Below are 18,779 nucleotides of genomic sequence, written 5' to 3'. Positions count from 1 at the left end.
GGCGCGAGCCGGACGCGGAGCACAGCGCAAATGGTGGCCACCAGCACTCCTCGTTCTCGGGCGAGCCTTGGGTGAAGGTGCGGACCCGACAATAGGATCATTTGTAGCAAGAGAAATAAATCGGCCAGGCCATGTTCGGCCAGTTCATCTGAATAAACCCGACACGCCGACGCATGTGACCGGCACGCCGATGCGTGGGGTGGTATCGCGCGGATACGGCGGATCCGGCGTACCGTCGCATCATGACCGGAAGGGCAAACCAGGGGGCGAAGCCCGCCAGCAAGAGGTCCCGCATCAGTCAATCGGACATTCCATCGATCAGCCTCGAACGTGCGGTTCGGGTTCCCCGCGCTCTGGCTGACAACTACGCTTCGCATGCCACGCGGCCGCTGGATGTCGCCTCGGCTGTCGACATGGCTCCCTCTTCCGGGTCGTTTCGCGTGATGTGTGGTGCCGCGATCGGTTACGGGCTGACGGAAGGCGGTCCGAACGCGCCGGCGATCTCGCTAACAAAGCTGGGTGCTCGTGTAGTGTCCCCGACTGAGGTGGGCGACGACCAGAAGGCACTCCGAGAGGCGGCGCTCCAGCCCACGATCGCGGCTCAGTTCTACACCAAGTACGACGGATCCCCTCTACCGCCCAAGAACATCGCGCAGAACGTTCTGGCCACCTTCTCTGTACCTATGGACCGCACAAACGACGTCTACGACCTCCTAATCGAGAACGCTGAGTTCGTCGGCTTTCTGAAGGCCATCAAGGACCGCCAGTACGTCGACATTGGCGGCTCGGCCCCGTCTCTGGCGTTGCCCGGCGATGAGGATGGCTCCGTAGAGCACCTGCACGACGAAATGGGCGCAACGACACCGACGTCCCCGGTCCAAGACGTGTCGGAGGACGGTACACCTGCTGCTCGGGCACAGACCTCGCCGTCTGTGCCCGATCCTAGAAGGAACGCGATCTTCGTGGGCCACGGCGGCAACAAGAAGCCGATGGAGCAGTTGGTCAAGATCCTTACGGAGTATGGCATCCCCCACAAGGTGGCTGTGGAGGAACCGAACCGTGCCCGCCCAATTCCGTCGAAGGTCGCTGAGACCATGCGGGAGTGCGGCGCGGCCATCCTCGTGTTCACGGCCGACAAGGAGTACTTCGACGCTCAGGGAAGTAGCATCTGGCGTCCGAGCGAGAACGTCTCACACGAACTCGGAGCTGCCTCGGTGCTCTACGGCGAGCGGATTGTCGTCTTTAAAGAAGGTGGGATCGAACTCCCGTCGAACTTCAGCAGCGTCGGCTATATCGAGTTCGAGAAGGATAAGCTCAACGACAAGGGGATTGAGCTCTTCCGTGAACTTGTCAGCATGAAGATTCTCAATATCTCAGTGGGCTGACGGAGACTCATTTCCGACGTCCCGGATCAGGTTTCCACCAAACTTGTGCAAATGGCCGAACGGTTTGAGACTCGCTCCTCGTCGGAGTCCACGCGAAGCGTCGGGAGGCCTCTGTTGCACTCGGCAAGCAAGAATGCGGCCTCGACCGCAGCCACCTGGCCGATGCTGATCAGAGGCTAGAGGAAGCTGCGGACCGCATGGATCGTGTCGGCCTCATCCGGTTCCTTGTTGTCGCGATCGCGCACGACTTGAGTGAAACGAAGCGCCGCCCTGATCGACGATGACCTAGCCGAGAGGGCGTCGGAGCCCTGAACTGCCATTGCCGCATCGGGTACATGAGCCAGCAGCTGCGCTCAGTTGGTTCGGGAAGCTAGTCGTTGACCTGGAACTGAGCTGGGCGCGTCGCCTCGCGATCTTCGGTCGGCGGCAGGGGATCGCTCCGGGTCGGTCTGTAGCCCAGCACCGCCACTCACCGGTCCAAGGCAACATCCCCGCATCGGGGAAGCCTGCCTCGTTCGCATGCCCAGGGGTCTGACCACGTTCACCCCCGGGAGACCAGCCCTGCGTTCCGGCCCCTGACAGCAGCGACACAGGCGGCGAGCAGCGACGACGACGCGCACGCGACGAACGGACACAGCGGCGCGGCTGAATGCGGCTGCGTGGCTGGGGCAGGTGATCAGCGGATCAGTGGACAGCGGGTCCCGCGGACCGCCACGACCAAGGCCACACACCTCTTGCACAAGCTGTGTGCGGTTACGTCCGTACGAAACTTTTGGGATGGACGAATGAGCGACGACAAGAGTTCAGCCGGGCTGGGGGGCGATGGGTTTCGCACGCTTACCGAGCCTCGGGCTGCCGGCTCTCGCGTGGGAACCTCTGGCGTGTGTCCTCGATGCGGGAACCCTATCCCAGTAAGGGCGACGGGACGGCCCGCGAGATGGTGCTCGCAACGGTGTCGGCGCGCCGCATACGAAGAACGTCGGGCAGCAGCCGCCGGAGCCATCGCCGTCGATGTCGTGGAAACCGTCACGACGACCGAACACGGGCTCGATGAGTGCGTCAGGCGGGTGCAGGCTTCTCCTGTAGCGGCACGCAAGGTACTGACTCACCTGGCCAAGCTGTTGGCAGAGGATGGTCTGCGTGACCCGAGGTGGGCATCGACGGTGGACTCTGCGGTAATCCTGGTGCGTGCAGTCGGGGCCAGCCGCCGGACCTCCGCTCGTTTCCGTCCGCGGGGATACGTCAAGCCAGGTTGGTAGAGAACATCACTGCGATCGGCGTCTCCGCATGGTGCTCAAGACCGGCACGGCACGTGTCATTCAAACGTGCAGCAGGCCCACATGCCCAACGGTTCGGGTAGACGTCGAGAGACTCTAGTTCAATGTACCGAAATCAACGTACTTTAGGCCAATGTGAATTCCACGGAGATGGAGCCGCTTAAGGACGTCCCACTCTTCGCTAGCAAATGAGGAACCAACCCGAATCGACCGAGCTATCTCCTGCTCGGAAATGCTAGTGCCAACTACAAGCGTCAGAATACTCGCGAGAAATGAGTGAAACGTGTGCCCGCCACTGTAGCGCCGTATCATGCATTTATCGCAACCCGTCTTGTGATGCATTCTGCACATCTTTGATTCACCCAGGGCGGCAATCTGGTGAACTTTCGTGATGTTGTCCTTGTTCCAGCTAAGTGCATCGGCGAGCTCGTCAATGATAGTTGCGACACTCGGTATCGATAAGTCGCTAACCCAACGACTAGAGCTCGTCAGATCGGACAGTTCAATCTTCCGCCGGTGTCCGTCGGTGACGGATAGGCGTAAAGGTAGATCGGGTATGGATCGAGCTGCATCCGCCGCAACGCCGAACGTCCCAGACAATCCCATGGCAAAGTCAATGAGGCGGGCAGTAAAAACTTCGGACTCGCGGCGTGATTCAAACATTGGGCCTACGTAGTCCAGTACTGCGTGTCGTAGCCCGCCGCCAAGGACTGCGGTATCAATGTCAAGATCACGGTGTTGTGAGATGACAATGTCCTCGCGCGTGCGCCATTTTGATTCGACCTCGCCGTCACAGTCGACAACGAACGTGCACGATGCTAGTTCCCGCGCATTGAGATGGTCGAGACTTCCTAGGATTATGTCCTTGCCGTGCGCCGGGACGACGCGGACGCTCGGGTCGATGTATCGCACTATCATCTGAATGTCCGACTTTCCCTCGACGACGAGGATGGGTGTCGGCTTGCGGAGCCCTCTGACACGCATCCGTATTGCTTGACCCAACTCGGCACCTGAACGGTACTTGAGAGCTACCATTCGGCATCAACAGCTTCGTCGAGGGATCGCTCAAGGTCCGGAGAGCCTGCCAGGATTGCTGGCGAGTGAGTGGCGAGTAGAAAGCGCGCGCCTGATGGCCTTCCAAGTTTGGTTAGGTCGCGCAATAGTGTGTCCTGCCACAGCACGTGAAGCGATATTTCGGGCTCATCCACTAGAACAAGAGTCTCTCGGTCGGTCTTGAAGAGAATCTCATAAGCCAACACCGTCATCTGCTGCTCGCCCGAACTAAGTTGGCGTGGAGTGACAATCTGGGCACCGGGAAGCTCGAACCTGAAACCACTGCGCCGGTCTATCGTTAGGATTTTCGGATAGAATCTCTCGTCCAAAAATTCCTTGAACGTAGAAAGCCTTGTCTCGAGATTGTCAAGGACGGCAAATTTTTCCATGTTGGATTCAAGTACTGCGTGGACGACTCGACGCGTGTTTGAATCCTCGAGAGCCTCGGCCGACACATTAAGCGGAAGGCTTCGACGATCGTCTAGAAGCCCCACTTGACTGAGAGCTAATCGCCGGTTTTCCGTGATTTCCAGCAACCGTTCGAGCGTTGCCCGTTCGATATCGCGACGACGCGTCATTGCCGTGATTAGGCGTTCAGGAAGTTCGCGGTCCAGGCGCTGTGAGTGGCTACCGTACTCTGACGAAGCTCTCCGGATCCGATCAGCAATATTTCGCGATGCTGCGTCGACGGCGAAGCGTGTACTGGTGCGTGCCTGTCGCGCTGAAGCGTATCGCTGATACTGAGACGCTTCGGCCGTGGACTCAGTGGATATGATGCGCTGATCGCTGACGAACAGAACCTTAATTCTGCTGAGTAGGTTACTAGCCCACTCTGGCTGTTTGTTGGTGATGGACTTTGGATTGCCGTGGATGAGCGCGTTACGGGCTCGCATGATCTCGTCGCGGTCGATGCCCATTTGCAGGCCCGCTTCAAGTATCTCATCAGCGGCAACCTGTATGGAGCCACCGGACTCATCGAGGATATCCAGCGCCCAGGTCGGGATATCGCCGTCGGCATCACTTGAGAAGCGGTAGTGACTGTCCCCCCAAGTGACTGTTCTGGTGTCGGACCCTCGCCGAGTAAGTAATACTAGATCCGCACCACCTTCAAATTCGAGACGAAATTCGCGAACCGGGGCCTGGCGTAGCTCATTAACTCGAAGCTGGGAGAGAGCCGCTGTTAAGCGAAGGATGGTTGATTTTCCGCTGCCATTGGCTCCGGTCAGGACCGTGGGACGCTCCGGGTCAAGGTCGATCACCCCATCCTTCGTTCCCATGAGGCCACGATAAACGATGCGGCGTATTCTCAACGGTACTGGCTTCTTGGCGTTGCTGGTCAATTTTTAACCGATCTGGCGCGTCGAATTTTGCTGTGGGCGTCTTATTTGGCGTCCGAGTTCCTGATAAATGCACGGACTGCTGGAGAGGTTGATGTGGTTAGTTCGACGATGTTAGAGGATCCTCGCGGTTTCATGTTGTGATGCCACGCGGGTTCACCCTTTGATCACCCTCAGGCGGTCGGGCCAGTACATGCATGCTCATGGGTATACGGGTTGGCTGTGATCTGAAGGTTGGTCGCTGGACCTTGCTCGTGCGCCCGGGTGACATACGCCGATGTCTCAGATCGGTCCGCAAGCCTCGCGGACAAGTTCGCCTTCCATACCGCCGACCTGCCGATCGACGGGATCGCCGGCAGATTGCTCAAGGCGTCCTTGAGGCACGGGTTTGAGTTCTTCCCCTGCAGCAGGGTCAGGTCCGAACTTGACCTGATCCTGCTCGACATCGGCCAGCCCGCGGGACCGGTTCTGCTCTTGGGCAGACACGGCGCAACGGTATGCCGGTCGACGCGGGACGGCTCGACGAGTGCGTGAACGGGGTTGCGTGACATCACAGGGAGCCTTGACGGGCCACTGTGAGCCGGGCGACCCTTGACGGGCAGTCCACCCCGTTTTCGAGCAAATGGAGATGCCACCATGCGCGCACGCTTCCTGGGCAAGGACCCGCAGTCAGGCAAGGACGGTTCGCCTACGCTGTTCGCCACCGACCGCACGGACCGTGAGACGTTCCTGGTGCAGGGCTGGAAGGTGACCGACAGCGCCGCCCTGTCCGACGTCGGTACGGTGCCGGGCCACGAGGACATCGTCGAGGTGCCCGTCGAGATCTTGGAGATGTACTTGGAGCACAAGGCGAAGCAGGCTCAGTGACGGACCTAATACCGATCGGTCCCGAGTGGCGAAATCTGTTCGAGACGTTCGAGCACACGGCATTTCGGCTGGAAGTGCGCGAGGCTTACAACGTCCCGAGCGAGCATGAACCAATGCGCCGATTCCTTGCGGGTGATGCAAATCCTGATTGGCTGAGCGATTGGCTGGTTGACATTCGCAAGGATACCGACGACGGCAAGGTGTACCGCCGTGTTCGCGTCGTATCGCTTCCGCTCTCGGATTACAGCCGGTTCGGTCTTGCCTTCTCCAATTACAACAACGACGCGGGCGAAGATATCCGCTATCTCCTCCGCGACAACGCCAACGAGCTACCCACGTTCGACTACTGGCTGTTCGATTCTCGGACGGCTGCCAAGATGCACTTTGGCGACCAGGACAACCTCCTGGGGTTCGAGCTGATTGAAGAGCCGGCTGTTGTGGTCGAACTTAACTACTGGCGTGACGCCGCATGGCATCGCGCGATGACGAGAGACGAATTTGCCTCGCAACACCTCAAGTAGCGGTGATGTCAACGACGCACGGAACGAGCTGGCCGGGCGTCTGCGAGAGCTGCGGCGAGCCTCTGGCCTGACTGGTCAGGGGCTCGCTGTCTCGCTGTCCTGGCAGCCGTCCAAGGTCTCCAAGATCGAGCACGCCAAGCAGACGCCGTCGGACGACGACATCCGCGCATGGTGTGGCGCCTGCGATGCTGAGCACGAGACAGAGGGTCTGCTGGCTGCCCTCCACACGCTTGAGACGCGGCACGCAGAGTGGCGCCGGGTGCTCAAGGGTGGGCTGGCGTCGTTCCAGGACAAGCATGCGCGCTCTGAGGAACAGGCCCGACTCTTCCGGGCGTTCTGCCCTGTGTACATTCCAGGATTGATGCAGACCCCGGAGTATGCCCGATCCCGATTCATCGAGAGTGCGCGACAGTTCGGGAACGTTCAGGACATCGGAGCTGCGGTAGAGGCCCGTATGCGGCGGCAGGAGATCCTGAGCGACACATCGAAGAAGTTCCGCTTCATTCTCACCGAGGCGACTCTGCTCTACACGCTGTGCCCTCCAGACGTCATGCTCGGGCAGATTGGCCGGATCATTTCGCTGTCAATGCTCCCCAACGTCCGCCTCGGCATCATCCCGTTTGAAACATTCTGCGCGGTAGCACCACAGCACGGGTTCTGGGTTCAAGACAAAGACCTGGTGACCATCGAGACCTTCTCGGCAGAGCTCAACCTTGCCCAGCCGCCCGAGGTGGAGTTCTACACGAAGGTGTTTGAGACCTTGGCCGTGTCGGCCGACTACGACCGGAAGGCGCGGGCGCTGCTCGACCGGGCGCTAGAGACCGTGGCCGAGCGGCTCGGGAGCGAGTCCGAGCAATTCTGAGCAAGTTGCTCGCGCGATGGCGTGACCGCCTCTAGCGTCCTGCGCGTGACTTCAATGACTGCACAGCAACTCTTGCGGGCCGCCGACGCCACTGCGCCGTTGCTCGTGGCGTGCGACATTGACGGGACGTTGGTCCGCACCGGATCACCGGCCACGCAAGCCGTGCGCGAAGCGGTATCGGCTGTGCGCGGCGCTGGTCATCACGTCGTGCTGTCTACCGGTCGCTCGCTCGCTGGTGCGCTCCCTGTCGCCCGGGAGCTCGGGCTCGATGATGCGTGGTTGGTGGCGTCGAACGGGGCCACGACGGCGCAACTGTCGGGCGGCTCCTACGCCGTGGTGGAGTGCCTGCCGGTACATGCCGAGAGTGCCGTACGCGTGGCAGCTCGACTGCAACCGAACGTGCGCATCGCGGCCGAGGCTGTGGGCGTCGGCTATCGCGTGAGCGGGGCATTCCCTAGGGGCGAACTCAACGGCAGACAGGAGGGCGTTGCCCGCCTGGCGGATCTCTGGGCCTCGCCAACGCCCCGGCTGGCGATCCTCGGGCCGGACGCGGCGCGGCTGGTACCCGCCCTGAGCGCGCTCGGTTTGACAGCACTACTGACACGGCCGGATTGGGTGGACGTCACCCCACCGAACGTCTCTAAGGCAACGGCGCTTGAGAAGGTGCGTGAACGCCTGGGCGTCGAGGACTGCCGCACTGTCGCAATTGGCGACGGTGAGAACGACATTGAGATGTTGGTGTGGGCGGGGGAGGGGTACGCGATGGGCCATGCTCCCGCGCCTGTGCTGGCTGTGGCCGATGTCGTTACCGGCACGATTGACGACGACGGCGCGGCAACCGCGCTCCGTGGGCTCCTGGTGTCGTCCGCACAGGCGGGGCCAACGGCATGAGTGCGCCTGGCCGGGAAGAGGACTTTGCTGCCGACGAGCCGTGTACTTGGGAGCCTGAGGCTGAGCCGACCAACTGTGAGCCCAAGCCCTGGGAGCTCCCGGGTGGGCGTGGCTTCACGTGGGAAGTGTCCTACGACGACGGCAGGAGCTGGCAACGCTAACGCACATGGTTCGTCAGAGGCGGCCGTGACGGGCTCCGTCGTGTCGAGGGTGATGTTCTGTACCCACCCCGCGATTCCGCCTCTGCGACGAGCGCTCGCTTGTACCGTTTCGTCATGACATCGACGGTGTGTGGCTGGTGCGGCGTCCACTCGAATATGACACCTCACGGACCTGAGGTGGTACAAACGTCGAGCTATGTCGATCACCAGAAGATCAATGCTGCTTTTATGTGCGACCACTGCCGTCAACTGAGCATTGGGGCCTGGGCCCGCGACGTGGAATTCGAGCGATCGGACTCGTGGCCGGAAGATGAAAGGATCCGATCGGACGGCGCACACCGTCGGGTCCGGTGTATCTGGCTTCCCAGCGGCCGGGCGTGCGCTGCCGGACGTTGCCGTAGGAGCGGCGGCTGTTACGACGGTTGCGTGGGGACATGCTTCGAGGTGCGCGCGAGGCTCCACGGGCGCGACCCTGAGGATCGGGTGAAGCGGACATCTTGGCTCCAGGTCCTGACCCCGTCGCGAGCGACTTAGGGTCAATAAGGGCCACTCGGCGCCGCTTCCAGCCCTCCAGAATGCACGAAGCCCAGGTCAGAAACTTATCCTGACCTGGGCTTCCGCACTCTGAGCGGGCGACGGGAATCGAACCCGCGTAATTAGTTTGGAAGACTAGAGCTCTACCATTGAGCTACGCCCGCACGGCCGTGCTCGACACACGGCGCAGGCCACACCTTAGCAAATGTCGGGCGGCGCTCACCCCGTCACCGACCCGGCGACCAGGAGGCGGAAGAAGTGGCTCCGAGCAGCACGCATCGGATGCCGTGCCGCCCGAGCTCGGCGGCCAGGCGTGCGTGGGCGCCGGCGAGCCGGGACCTGCCGAGGAGGACCACGACACCGGCGCCGAGCCGGCGGGCGGCGTCCGCGATCTGGCTGATCGTGAGCCGGTCACGGTAGTCGTGCAGCACGTCCGCCAGCGCCAGGCCCTCGGCCTCGACATACCGGGCCACCTCCGCATGCCGCCGCTGCACCACGAGGTCGTCGGCACCAGAGACGAGTCCGATGGCGACCGGCCGCGGCGCGTTCATCGGTCCGCGTCGACGGCACGAACCTCGAACTCGAAGCCCGCGCCGAAGAGGTAGCTGGCCGTGGTGCGTGCTTCGCGGCTGTTTCGGATGTCGTGCAACCGTGCGTTGAGGTAGACGGTCGGCAGCTCGTACTCGCCGTTCGGGGTGACGCGGCGTGCGGTGACTTCCCACATCGTTCCTGGTTCCCTTGCTCAGTGCGGATATCAGTGCGGATATCAGTGCGGATAGACGTTGCGCGCATGGCGCTTTGCCGTGGTGAGCTCGTGCTGCACGGCGCGCCACACCACGGCGCCCAGCGCCATCACGAGGGCCGCGAGGACGAGCGTTGTCATCGGAGTTCACCCGCGCGGGTCAGGTCGTCGGAGTCGCTGTGCTCCATCACGTCCGGCTCGTGGTCTCGAGGTCCCATCACATTTCCCTGGTGCAAGTGCGTCGGTGCTCTGGCTGGTCGGCGGGCCGCTAGTGGGTCACGGCCTGTCACGGCCCGCCGATGCGAAACGACGTTATGGGCCGGGCGCAGGTGGCGGCTGCTACAGCCGTAGCAGTTCTGGTCCCTGTTCGTTGCGCCACCGGCGGCCTATCGTGAAGTGATGACAGGGGATGCGGACCTGTTGCGTGGCGTGGGAGCGGCGATCGCCGCCCACCGTCGTGCCGTCGGCGTGACCCAGCTTTCGCTCGCCGAGCAGATCGGCAGGTCCGTCCAGTGGGTCTCCGCCGTCGAGCAGGGCCGCCGGCACGCCGAGCGGCTCACCGACCTGGTCCGGATCGCCTCGGTCATCGGCTGCACCGTCGACGACCTGATCGGCAGGCCGCTGGACACGCTGACACCTCGCACCGACCCGTCGCAGGACGAGACCGAGACCGCTGCCGCGCTCCGTCAGGTCATCATGCGCTCGGCCGGACCGGTCCCGGTCATCGACCCGGCGCCCGACCTGGCCGATGTGGCGGCACGCGTCGACCAGGCCTGGAAGGTCTGGCACGAGTCGCCGTCCGCGCACCGTGCGGTCGGCGCGATTCTCCCCGCGCTCGTGGCAGACGCTCACGCGGCCCGCGCGACGTCGTCGGACCGGGTGGGCGGTGCGCGCACCCTGGCGGGTGCCTACCAGATCGCGCGGCAGTGGCTGCACCACGTCCCGTCCGGAGACCTGGCCTGGGTCGTGTCCGACCGCGCGGCCCACCTGGCCCGCGAGGCGGACGACCCGTACCTCATCGCGTTGTCCGCCTGGGCGTTGTCGGGCACGTACCGGAGCGCCGGCCACCAGGACGAGGCGACCCGGATCTGCCTGGTCGCCGCCGACGAGCTCCGCGCCCGCATCGACCCGGCCAACCCGCGCAGGGACCTCCTGGGCGCGTACGGGATGCTGCACCTGGCGGCGGCGGTCGGCGCCGCACAGTCCGAGCAGGACGGCCGCGCCTGGGCGTTGCACCGCGTCGCCCAGGACACCGCCGACGCCCTCGGGCGCGACTACTACGACCCGTGGACGAAGTTCGGCTCCGGGAACGTCGACATCCACGCCGTGGCGATGAGCGCCGTGCTCGGGCGGCCGGACGACGTCGTCGAGCTGTCGGCCCGCCTCGACCTGAACAACGTGCCGAGCGTGGAGCGCAGGTCGGCCGCGCTGATCTCGGTGGCCCGCGGGTTTGTGCGGCGCGGCGAGGACGAGTCCGCCGCGCTGGTCCTGCTGGATGCCGAGCGGGTCTCCGCCGACGGCGTCCACGACTCCACGATCGTCCGTGAGCTGCTGCGCGAGCTGATCGTTCGCGACCGCGCCCGCGCCCGCCCGCACGTACGCGGCCTCGCCCGCCGCGGCGGCCTGCTCGCGACCTGACCCCGGGCCGTCACCCCTTCACCGACCCCGACGCGAGCCCCGCCACGTAGTACCGCTGGAGCGCCACGTACAGGATCACGCAGGGGATCATCGCGATGACCGCCCCCGCGGCCAGCAGCCCGAAGTTCACCTGCCCGTACGCCCCCTGCTGCAGGTTCACCAGCGACACCGGCAGCGTGTAGAGGTTCTGGTCGGTGAGGAACGTCAGCGCCCCGAGGAACTCCGTCCAGGACGCGAGGAACGCGTACAGCGCGGCGGTAGCAGTCCCGGGAATCACCAGAGGCCGCAGCACCGAGACGAGGATCCGGATGGTCCCCGCGCCGTCCACGTGGGCGGAGTCCTCCAGCTCGGCCGGCACCGCCGCGAACGTGTTGCGCATGACGAAGATGCCGAACGGCAGGTTCACCGTCGTGTAGAAGAGCACGAGGCCGAACAGGCTGTCCGTGAGCCCCATGACGTTCATCTGCAGGTAGAGCGGCGTGAGGATCGCCTGGAACGGGATCATCAGGGTGACCAGCACGAGCCCGAAGAGCACCGCGCGCCCCCGGAACGGGAACTTGGCGAACCCGTACCCGGCAAAGGTGGCGAGCACGGCAGTGAGCACGGCGGTGGACACGGAGACGATCGCCGAGTTCAGGATGCCGCGCCACACCTCCGGCTGGTCGACCACCGCCTGGAAGTTGACCCAGGACAGGTCGAAGAACCGCGAATCGGGGGCCGCGACGATGACGTCGCCCGGCTGCCCGGCCCGCACGAACGCGATCACGAGCGGCACCAGGAACACCAGCGCCGCGAGGGTCCCGCCGACCACGTAGAGCGTGCGCTTGGCGCGGGTGTCCCGCTCCGGCCCGCGGTGGTCCGGCCCCGGCGCGGCACCGGAAGCCCCGGAAGGACGCCGTCCGACGACGCCGCGACGCGGCACTGCGGGCTCCGTGACGGTAGCCATGTCAGCTCCTCTCCCGCAGCAGCCAGAACTGGGCCGCGGTGACCAGACCGGTGATGACGACGAGGACGAGCGACATGGCCGTCGCGGCCCCGAGCTGGAGCTGCACGAACGCCCGGCGGTAGATGGCCATCACTATCGTCGTCGTGTCCGAACCTGGCCCGCCCTGGGTCAGGATGTAGAACTGCGTGAACGCGAGGAACGAGCCGATCACCGACAGGATCACCGTCATGGCGATGGTCCGGCGCAGCATCGGCACCGTGATCGACCACTCGCGCTGCCACCACGAGGCGCCGTCGATCTCCGCCGACTCGTAGACCTCGCGCGGGATGCCCTGCATCCCGGACATGAGCAGCACCATGGTCAGGCCCGACGCGGCCCACACGACCATGACGCACAGCAGCCCGGTGGCGAGCGGCCCGTCGACGAGCCACGCCGTCGAACCGTCGGTGATCCCGAGCCACTTGAGCACCACGTTGACCATGCCGCTGTTGGGCTGCGCCTCCAGCAGCATGAGGAAGCTCAGCGTCGTCAGGCCGATGACGAACGGGACGAAGAAGATGGTGCGCAGCAGCGTCGCGCCCCGCCGGTTGGACCGGACGAGCACCGCCAGCCCGTACCCGAGCAGCAGGATCGGTAGCGTCACGATCGACGTGTACAGCAGCGTGTAGCCGAGGGCGTCCCAGAACGTCGGGTCGGCGAGGACCGACGCGTAGTTGTCGAGCCCGATGTAGCGGTACGGCCCGATGAGCGGGAAGTTCGTCAGCGAGATGTAGACCGCCACGACGAGCGGCACGAACACGAAGACGACGACGAGCGCGACCGCCGGCGTGACGAGCGCCAGCCCGGTGCGCGACGGATGGGTGAGGGTGCCGGCCCTTCGGCCCTCCCCGGACTGCCGGCCCCGCGCCGGCCGCGGGTCCTGCACCGCGGCGCTCATGCCTGGGCCTGCCTCAGGATGCGGTCGTACGTGGTCTGGGCCTCCTGCATCGCTGCATCGACCTCCCCGTCGAAGACTGCAGAGCGGAACATGCGCAACCACGGCCCGTCCTGCTGGTTGTAGATCAGGTTGTAGGCGAGCGTTGTCGGCGCGTAGCCACTGGTCAGCGACTCCAGCGGCGGCACCGCCAGCGGATAGCTCTCCGCGAACTCCGGCGTCGCGACGTCGGACCTCACGGGCGAGAAGAACCCCTCGGGCATACGCGCCTGCTGCTGCACGTCGAGCGCGAACCGGATGAACTCCCACGCCGCCGAGGCGTTCTCGGCGCCGTTGGGGATGCACAGGTTGTCGCCGCCGTCGAAGAAGCTGCGGCCGCCGTCGGGCCCGGGCAGGAGGACCACCTGGGAGCGGGCCAGCAGCTCCGGGTCCGCATTGGGCACGACGACGCCGTAGCCGGCGGGGAACATGCCGATCCGTCCGGCGACGTAGTCCGCGGACCAGCGCGAGGCGTCGTCGGCGAAGCTGCCGGGCGGCACGAGCTCCTCCGCCCACAGCGTGTGCTCCAGCTCGAGCGTGCGGCGCAGCGGGTCGTTGCCGACGATGTCGCCGCGCTGGTCGCCGACCTCGCCCGCGATCAGGTCGCGCCCCGTCGCCCAGACGTGGGGCTGGACGGTGAAGCCGAGCGCCCCCGAGGAGTTGCCCGGGTAGGTCCAGCCGTAGACGCCGTCGTCCAGGCCGGTGATGGCGCGGGCGGCCTCCAGGATGCCGTCGAAGTCCGCGGTGGACCGCTCCAGGTCGAGCCCGGCGCGCTCGAACAGCTCGGTGTTGCAGAACAGCACGGAGAAGTCCCCGATGAACGGCACCCCGTAGTAGCGGCCGTCCCGGGTGCTGAGCGCGAGGTGCCCGGGGCTCAGGGCGTCCCCGATGCCGAGCTCCTCGATGAGGGGCGTGAGGTCCGTGAACGCGTCGCGGTACGCGAACAGGGTCGAGTTGATGTCGTCGCAGTCGACGACGTCGGGCACGTGCCCGCCGCGGATCGCCGTGGCGAGCTTGGTGACGTACTGCCCGCCCGGGATGGGCGTGACCGTCACCCGGATGCGGTCCTGGGCCTGGTGGAACGCGTCGACGACGGCCTGCGTGCCGTTCACCGTCTCCGACCTGCACCACAGGTTCAGCGTGCCGGTCGCGTTCTCGCCGAACCCGGGGGCCGTGATGTCGGCCGGCCGCAGCGTGCCGCCGCAGCCGGCAAGCACGGCGGCCGCGGTCGCCGTGCCGGCCAGCGTGAGCAGCTGGCGTCTGGTGAGCTCCATTGCTCTCCTTCCCTGCGCTTTGTGGGTTTTAGAGCACCGGGACCCAGACCCGCATCGGCTGCGGGCCGCGGTTGGCCCAGGCGTAGTAGGGGATGGCGGTCAGCGCGACCTCGCGCGCCGGCCCGGGGGCCGACGTCGGCGTGGCCGGCGCGTAGGGCGACGTCGCGTCCGGATCGGGCCCGGGGACGACGGCGCCGCGTGCCCGCACGACCGTCACGCCGCCGAGCAGGTCCGGGCGGAACTCGTCGGACAGCGAGCCGGCGACGTCGAACCGCAGGTCGTCGACCACTGCGCCGTCCTCCTGGTCGGGCTGCTCCAGCGCGTACACCAGGGGGCCGCGCTCGATCGCGACGCTGCCGCGGACGGCGTCGACCCGGGGGTCGGCGACCGTGAGGCGCGGGGTGAGGGGCAGGTCGAGCACCACCGTGTCGCCGGGCGCGAACCGGCGGGTGACCCGGGCGTACGTGCCGGCTGCGACGGGGTCGCCGTCGAGCGTGGCGCCGTCCGCCCAGGCGGGGACCCGCAGGGCGAGGGTCGCCTCGCCTTCGGGCGCCTCCTCGAGGTGGAGCGCGATGCGGCCCTCGTCCGGGTAGCGGGTGTCGACGCGCAGCCGCAGGGTGCCGCCGGTCAGCGGGGCGGTCACGGTGCCCGGGGCGTACTGGTGCAGCTGCAGGCCGGAGGCGTCGGTGGTGGCCAGGTAGCCGGTGAGGCTGGAGACCGTGCGCATGATGTTGGGCGGGCAGCACGCGCAGTCGAACCAGCCGAGGCGGCCGTTCGCCGGGCTGCGGTCGCCCTCGGCGTGGGCGTCGCCGCGGAGCTGGAGCGGGTTCACGTAGAAGTACTCGGTGCCGCCGAGCGATACGCCGGCGAGGAACCCGTTGAGGAGCATCCGCTCGATCTGGTCGCCGTACCGGGCCTCGCCCGTGGCCAGCAGCATCCGCCACGCCCACTGCACGCCGCCGATCGCCGCGCACGTCTCGGCGTAGGCGCGGTCGGGCGGCAGCTCGAACGGGTCGCCGAACGACTCGCCCTCCCAGCGCGATCCGAGCCCGCCGGTCACGTACTGCTTCTCGCGCTCCATCGAGCGGTACTGGGTCTCCAGCGCGGCGAGCAGCTCGGCGTCGCCGGTCTCGATGGCGACGTCGGCGGCGCCCGCCCCCAGGTACACCGCGCGCACGGCGTGGCCCTCGACGGTGGTGGCGCCGCGCACCGGCACCCGGTCGGAGTAGTACGTTGGCCCGTGGCCGTGGGCCTCGATGATGCCGGTGCCGCGGGCCTCGACAAACCACCGCGCGAGGTCCAGGTAGGCCCGCGTGCCCGTCTCCCGGTACAGCTCGACCAGCCCCATCTCGACCACGGGGTGGCCGTCGACCTCGCGGAGCTGCCCGTCGCCGTCGCCGAACGTCGCCACCAGGTGGTCGGCGAGCCGGACGGCGACGTCGAGCAGGTCGTGGTGGCCGGTCCCGCGGACCTGGGCGACCGCTGCCTGGAAGAGGTGCCCGGCGCAGTACAGCTCGTGGCTCCAGGGCAGGTCGCTGTACCGGGGCACGTTCCGGAGCATCGGGACGGAGTCGAGGTAGCCGTCGTCCGCCTGCGCGGCCGCGAGCAGGGCCGTGACGCGCAGCTGGTCGGCGAGGAGCTGCTCGTCCGGCTCGCGGGCGTACTCCCAGGCGGCGGCCTCCAGCCACTTGTGCACGTCCGAGTCGGCGAAGATCGGGCCGATCGCCTCGCCCTCCGCCTGGCCCGCCGCGATCTCCAGGTTGCGCAGGTTGCCGGCCTTCCCGAGCTGTTCGAGGCCGACGGGAATCGCGGCGGACCGGTTGACGTCGGCGGTGCGGCGCCACAGGCCCGCGTCCACGGTGACCCGCCCGGGGGCGAGGGGCCGGAGCGTGATCCGGGCGTCACTGGTGGGCTCGGCAGGTCCGCGCGTCGTACCGCTGGGCGTCAGGGTCGTCATCGATCGCTCCTTCAGGACGGAAACAAGGAATCCGATTTCCCGATCGTACGGATCGGTGTCGCGAGCGTCAAAGGTCTGGGCGAAACTGTGCGGAAACTGAGTGATGAACTGGGGGAAGAGGTACGATGACGCTCGTTCCGCCGGGCGGGACATGGCGGTCGTGCCGGCGGAAACCGGCGTAGAAGGAAACGGAATCAGGGAGGTTGGCACGTGACGGACCGGGGAGCGGTAGTGCGGATCACGGACGTGGCCGCCCTCGCGGGCGTCTCGCCGAGCACGGTGTCCAAGGCGCTCAACGACACCGGCTCCCTGCGGGAGAGCACGCGCGCGCGGGTCCGGGAGGCGGCGGACCGGCTCGGCTTCGTACCCGACGCCACCGCGCGCTCCCTGTCGGCGCGGCGCAGCTTCACCGTGGGCCTCCTGAGCACGGACTCCGCCGGCCGGTTCTCGCTGCCCGTCGTCCTCGGCGCGGAGAACGCGCTGGTCGGCGGCGCCCTGTCGGCGCTGCTCGCCACCGCACGCCACGACCCGGTGCGCGAGCAGCACCACGTGCGCGCGCTCGTGGCCCGGCGGGTCGACGGGATCATCGTCACCGGCCGCACCACCGAGCCGCGCGAGCCCATCCGGGTCCCGATGCCCGTGGTCTACGCGTTCGCGCCGTCCACCGACTCCGACGACGCCTCGGTGGTGCCCGACGACGCCGCCGGGATGCGGCTCCTCGTCGAGCACCTCGCCGGGCTCGGCCGCCGTCGGATCGCCTACGTGGGCGGGCGCGCCGAGCAGGCGGCGTCGGTGGTGCGGCACGACACGCTGGTGGCGGAGCTCGCGGCCCGCGGCCTGGAGCTGGCGGCCCCGCCTCTGTACGGGGACTGGTCGGAGCAGTGGGGCCGCCGCGCGGTGGACGTTCTCCTGGGCCATCGTCGAGATCTGGTGGTGGCGCCCAGATCTGGTGGTGCGCCACCAGATCTCGACCCCGGACACCAGATCTCGACTGCTGGCCCGGGGGCGGTTGATGCCATTGTGTTTGCGTCCGATCAGGTCGCGCGGGGTGGGTGTGATCGGTTGCGGGAGCTCGGGCTGCGGGTGCCCGACGATGTTGCCGTGACCGGGTACGACGACTGGGAGGTCATGTCGCTGGCTAGCCGGCCGCCGCTGACCACCGTGGACATGCGGCTCGAGCGGCTCGGCCAGCGCGCCGCGGAGCTCCTGATCGCGGCGATCGACGGGGACCCCGCGCACGGCGTCGAGCGGCTCGCGCCGCGCCTGGTCGTCCGCGCCTCGACGCTCGGCGACGGGTAGGGCGGCTCGACCCCGGTCCCGTGCGAACGGCCGGGAGTCAGGCCGCTTGGCCGGCCGGTCGCGGCGGAGGTAGCGAGTCATGGTCCGGTGGCCGGTCATCCGGCCGGACGGCGCCCAGCGCGCGCATCAGTGCGGCGTGCGTGCAGCCCTCCTCGCGGTCGGCCTGCAGCGCGGTCATCACCTGGTCGGCCGCCAGGCGTACGGAGATGTTGGCCGTGCAGGCGGCGTCGAGCAGGATCTGCGCGGCCTGGTCGTCGTCGACGCGTCGTGCCACGACGATCACGCTCTTGGCCCGCTCGATCATTGCCTCGCCGATGAAGGCGCGGTCCACGGTGTGGTCTGCCCGACCGTTCTTGAACTGATCGACGGATGGCACACGAACCTCCCAGGCCCCCCGCGCGGACCTGGAGCCACTTCATGACTCCGCATCTTCCACGATAGGACGTATCGGGATACATGGACAGGCTCTAACGGGCGAACTAGTGCAGCGACAGCTTCAGCCCGATCATGGCGACCCCCAGCAGCCCGGCGATCGCTGTCGCTGCCAGACGCCTGCCGCCCGTCATCCCGCCGGTTGTGCTCATGCGCCAGCCCACGACCAGCAGCAGCACGAGGTTGACGACGAGGGCGACGTCGACCGCGACCGAGGTCGGTACCTGCAGCAGCGCTTCCGCCAGCAGCACCACAGCGGGGACCGCGCAGGCGGTGACGATCGGCAGCCCCTCGGCGGCCACGGCGCGACGCTCGGGCGCGCGCAGCGGTCGGCGCGCCAGGGTCCGAGCGGCGATCAGGTGCGCGTACGTCTCGGCGCACCAGTAGACGAGAAGGGTGCCGCCCAGCAGCAGCGCGATCCGGACGAGCCCGCCGTCCTCGGGGGCGGCGGCGAGGACCGAGCCGGTGATGACCAGCCCGTACAGGTATGCCGAGCGCTGCTCGTACGACTTGTCCGGCGCGTCGTCCGGGTCGATACGGCGTGGGTCCGGCTCGTCGGTCCGCACCGTGAGGGGCTCCGCTTCGTCGCGGCAGAACAGGGAACTGCTCACGTTACGAACGGCACGCACG

General features: G+C 66.7%; 18 protein-coding genes and 1 tRNA gene. 7 read left to right on the top strand and 12 right to left on the bottom strand.

Features of this window, described 5'->3' with window-relative positions; all coding sequences use genetic code 11:
* Window positions 1-242: 242 nt before the first annotated feature.
* Entirely contained in the window at window positions 243-1,385 is a 1,143-nt protein-coding gene (locus C8K30_RS02330; protein WP_108491254.1) for a TIR domain-containing protein, read from the top strand.
* Window positions 1,386-2,758: 1,373 nt separating this feature from the next.
* Here the strand turns inward: C8K30_RS02330 and C8K30_RS30185 are convergent.
* The 3 genes from C8K30_RS30185 to C8K30_RS30180 form a co-directional block, all read right to left on the bottom strand.
* Window positions 2,759-3,697 carry a hypothetical protein gene (locus tag C8K30_RS30185; RefSeq protein ID WP_146197305.1) on the bottom strand — a complete coding sequence of 313 codons (939 nt, stop codon included), beginning with the start codon at window positions 3,695-3,697 and terminating at the stop codon, window positions 2,759-2,761.
* Window positions 3,691-4,992 (bottom strand): AAA family ATPase, encoded by a 1,302-nt coding sequence (locus tag C8K30_RS02325; RefSeq protein ID WP_108491253.1) that lies wholly within the window; start codon window positions 4,990-4,992, stop codon window positions 3,691-3,693. Before C8K30_RS02325 ends, C8K30_RS30185 begins: the two co-directional genes overlap by 7 nt.
* A gap of 342 nt (window positions 4,993-5,334) precedes the next feature.
* Window positions 5,335-5,538 (bottom strand): hypothetical protein, encoded by a 204-nt coding sequence (locus tag C8K30_RS30180; RefSeq protein WP_146197304.1) that lies wholly within the window; start codon window positions 5,536-5,538, stop codon window positions 5,335-5,337.
* Between the two features lie 150 nt (window positions 5,539-5,688).
* On the opposite strand from C8K30_RS30180, the gene C8K30_RS02315 reads away from it, so the two are divergent.
* The 4 genes from C8K30_RS02315 to C8K30_RS02300 are packed head-to-tail and all read left to right on the top strand — an operon-like array spanning window position 5,689 to window position 8,193.
* The gene (locus C8K30_RS02315) at window positions 5,689-5,919 is read left to right on the top strand and encodes a hypothetical protein (protein ID WP_108491251.1); all 231 of its coding nucleotides are present in this window, start codon (window positions 5,689-5,691) and stop codon (window positions 5,917-5,919) included.
* Window positions 5,916-6,440: a DUF6879 family protein gene (locus C8K30_RS02310; RefSeq protein ID WP_108491250.1), complete on the top strand. Its 525-nt coding sequence runs from the start codon at window positions 5,916-5,918 to the stop codon at window positions 6,438-6,440. Before C8K30_RS02315 ends, C8K30_RS02310 begins: the two co-directional genes overlap by 4 nt.
* On the top strand, window positions 6,418-7,302 hold the full coding sequence (locus C8K30_RS02305; RefSeq protein ID WP_108491249.1) for a helix-turn-helix transcriptional regulator: 885 nt from the start codon (window positions 6,418-6,420) through the stop codon (window positions 7,300-7,302). Before C8K30_RS02310 ends, C8K30_RS02305 begins: the two co-directional genes overlap by 23 nt.
* Before the next feature lie 54 nt (window positions 7,303-7,356).
* Window positions 7,357-8,193 carry an HAD family hydrolase gene (locus tag C8K30_RS02300; protein WP_108491248.1) on the top strand — a complete coding sequence of 279 codons (837 nt, stop codon included), beginning with the start codon at window positions 7,357-7,359 and terminating at the stop codon, window positions 8,191-8,193.
* A gap of 788 nt (window positions 8,194-8,981) precedes the next feature.
* Here C8K30_RS02300 and C8K30_RS02295 read toward each other — a convergent pair.
* The 3 genes from C8K30_RS02295 to C8K30_RS30605 all read right to left on the bottom strand — a co-directional run bounded on the left by C8K30_RS02295 (window position 8,982) and on the right by C8K30_RS30605 (window position 9,612).
* Window positions 8,982-9,052, bottom strand: a tRNA-Gly gene (locus C8K30_RS02295).
* Between the two features lie 63 nt (window positions 9,053-9,115).
* Window positions 9,116-9,439: a hypothetical protein gene (locus C8K30_RS02290; RefSeq protein WP_108491247.1), complete on the bottom strand. Its 324-nt coding sequence runs from the start codon at window positions 9,437-9,439 to the stop codon at window positions 9,116-9,118.
* A complete protein-coding gene (locus C8K30_RS30605; RefSeq protein ID WP_158280911.1) occupies window positions 9,436-9,612 on the bottom strand; it encodes a hypothetical protein in 177 nt (58 codons plus the stop codon). Before C8K30_RS30605 ends, C8K30_RS02290 begins: the two co-directional genes overlap by 4 nt.
* A gap of 417 nt (window positions 9,613-10,029) precedes the next feature.
* Here C8K30_RS30605 and C8K30_RS02285 point away from each other — a divergent pair, with 417 nt between their 5' ends.
* Entirely contained in the window at window positions 10,030-11,268 is a 1,239-nt protein-coding gene (locus C8K30_RS02285) for a helix-turn-helix domain-containing protein (RefSeq protein ID WP_108491246.1), read from the top strand.
* 10 nt (window positions 11,269-11,278) lie between these two features.
* Here the strand turns inward: C8K30_RS02285 and C8K30_RS02280 are convergent, their stop codons facing one another.
* The 4 genes from C8K30_RS02280 to C8K30_RS02265 are packed head-to-tail and all read right to left on the bottom strand — an operon-like array spanning window position 11,279 to window position 16,418.
* Window positions 11,279-12,214 carry a carbohydrate ABC transporter permease gene (locus C8K30_RS02280; RefSeq protein WP_233256927.1) on the bottom strand — a complete coding sequence of 312 codons (936 nt, stop codon included), beginning with the start codon at window positions 12,212-12,214 and terminating at the stop codon, window positions 11,279-11,281.
* Window position 12,215: 1 nt separating this feature from the next.
* Window positions 12,216-13,151: a carbohydrate ABC transporter permease gene (locus C8K30_RS02275; RefSeq protein WP_108491245.1), complete on the bottom strand. Its 936-nt coding sequence runs from the start codon at window positions 13,149-13,151 to the stop codon at window positions 12,216-12,218.
* Window positions 13,148-14,461 (bottom strand): sugar ABC transporter substrate-binding protein, encoded by a 1,314-nt coding sequence (locus C8K30_RS02270; RefSeq protein ID WP_108491244.1) that lies wholly within the window; start codon window positions 14,459-14,461, stop codon window positions 13,148-13,150. The genes C8K30_RS02275 and C8K30_RS02270 overlap by 4 nt, the downstream gene beginning before the upstream one ends.
* A gap of 28 nt (window positions 14,462-14,489) precedes the next feature.
* Complete coding sequence (locus tag C8K30_RS02265) at window positions 14,490-16,418, bottom strand: glycoside hydrolase family 127 protein (protein ID WP_108491243.1); 1,929 nt, start codon at window positions 16,416-16,418, stop codon at window positions 14,490-14,492.
* 210 nt (window positions 16,419-16,628) lie between these two features.
* Between C8K30_RS02265 and C8K30_RS02260 the strand changes: the two genes are divergently transcribed.
* Window positions 16,629-17,717 carry a LacI family DNA-binding transcriptional regulator gene (locus tag C8K30_RS02260; RefSeq protein WP_108491242.1) on the top strand — a complete coding sequence of 363 codons (1,089 nt, stop codon included), beginning with the start codon at window positions 16,629-16,631 and terminating at the stop codon, window positions 17,715-17,717.
* 37 nt (window positions 17,718-17,754) lie between these two features.
* Here the strand turns inward: C8K30_RS02260 and C8K30_RS02255 are convergent, their stop codons facing one another.
* Entirely contained in the window at window positions 17,755-18,093 is a 339-nt protein-coding gene (locus C8K30_RS02255) for a hypothetical protein (protein WP_108491241.1), read from the bottom strand.
* Window positions 18,094-18,196: 103 nt separating this feature from the next.
* The gene (locus tag C8K30_RS02250) at window positions 18,197-18,760 is read right to left on the bottom strand and encodes a hypothetical protein (protein WP_233256926.1); all 564 of its coding nucleotides are present in this window, start codon (window positions 18,758-18,760) and stop codon (window positions 18,197-18,199) included.
* Between the last annotated feature and the right edge of the window lie 19 nt (window positions 18,761-18,779).

The organism is Promicromonospora sp. AC04 (assembly GCF_003058225.1).
Taxonomy (GTDB): domain Bacteria; phylum Actinomycetota; class Actinomycetes; order Actinomycetales; family Cellulomonadaceae; genus Promicromonospora.
Note: the sequence above shows the minus strand (reverse complement) of the source record. Positions and strands in the feature narration are given on the sequence as shown.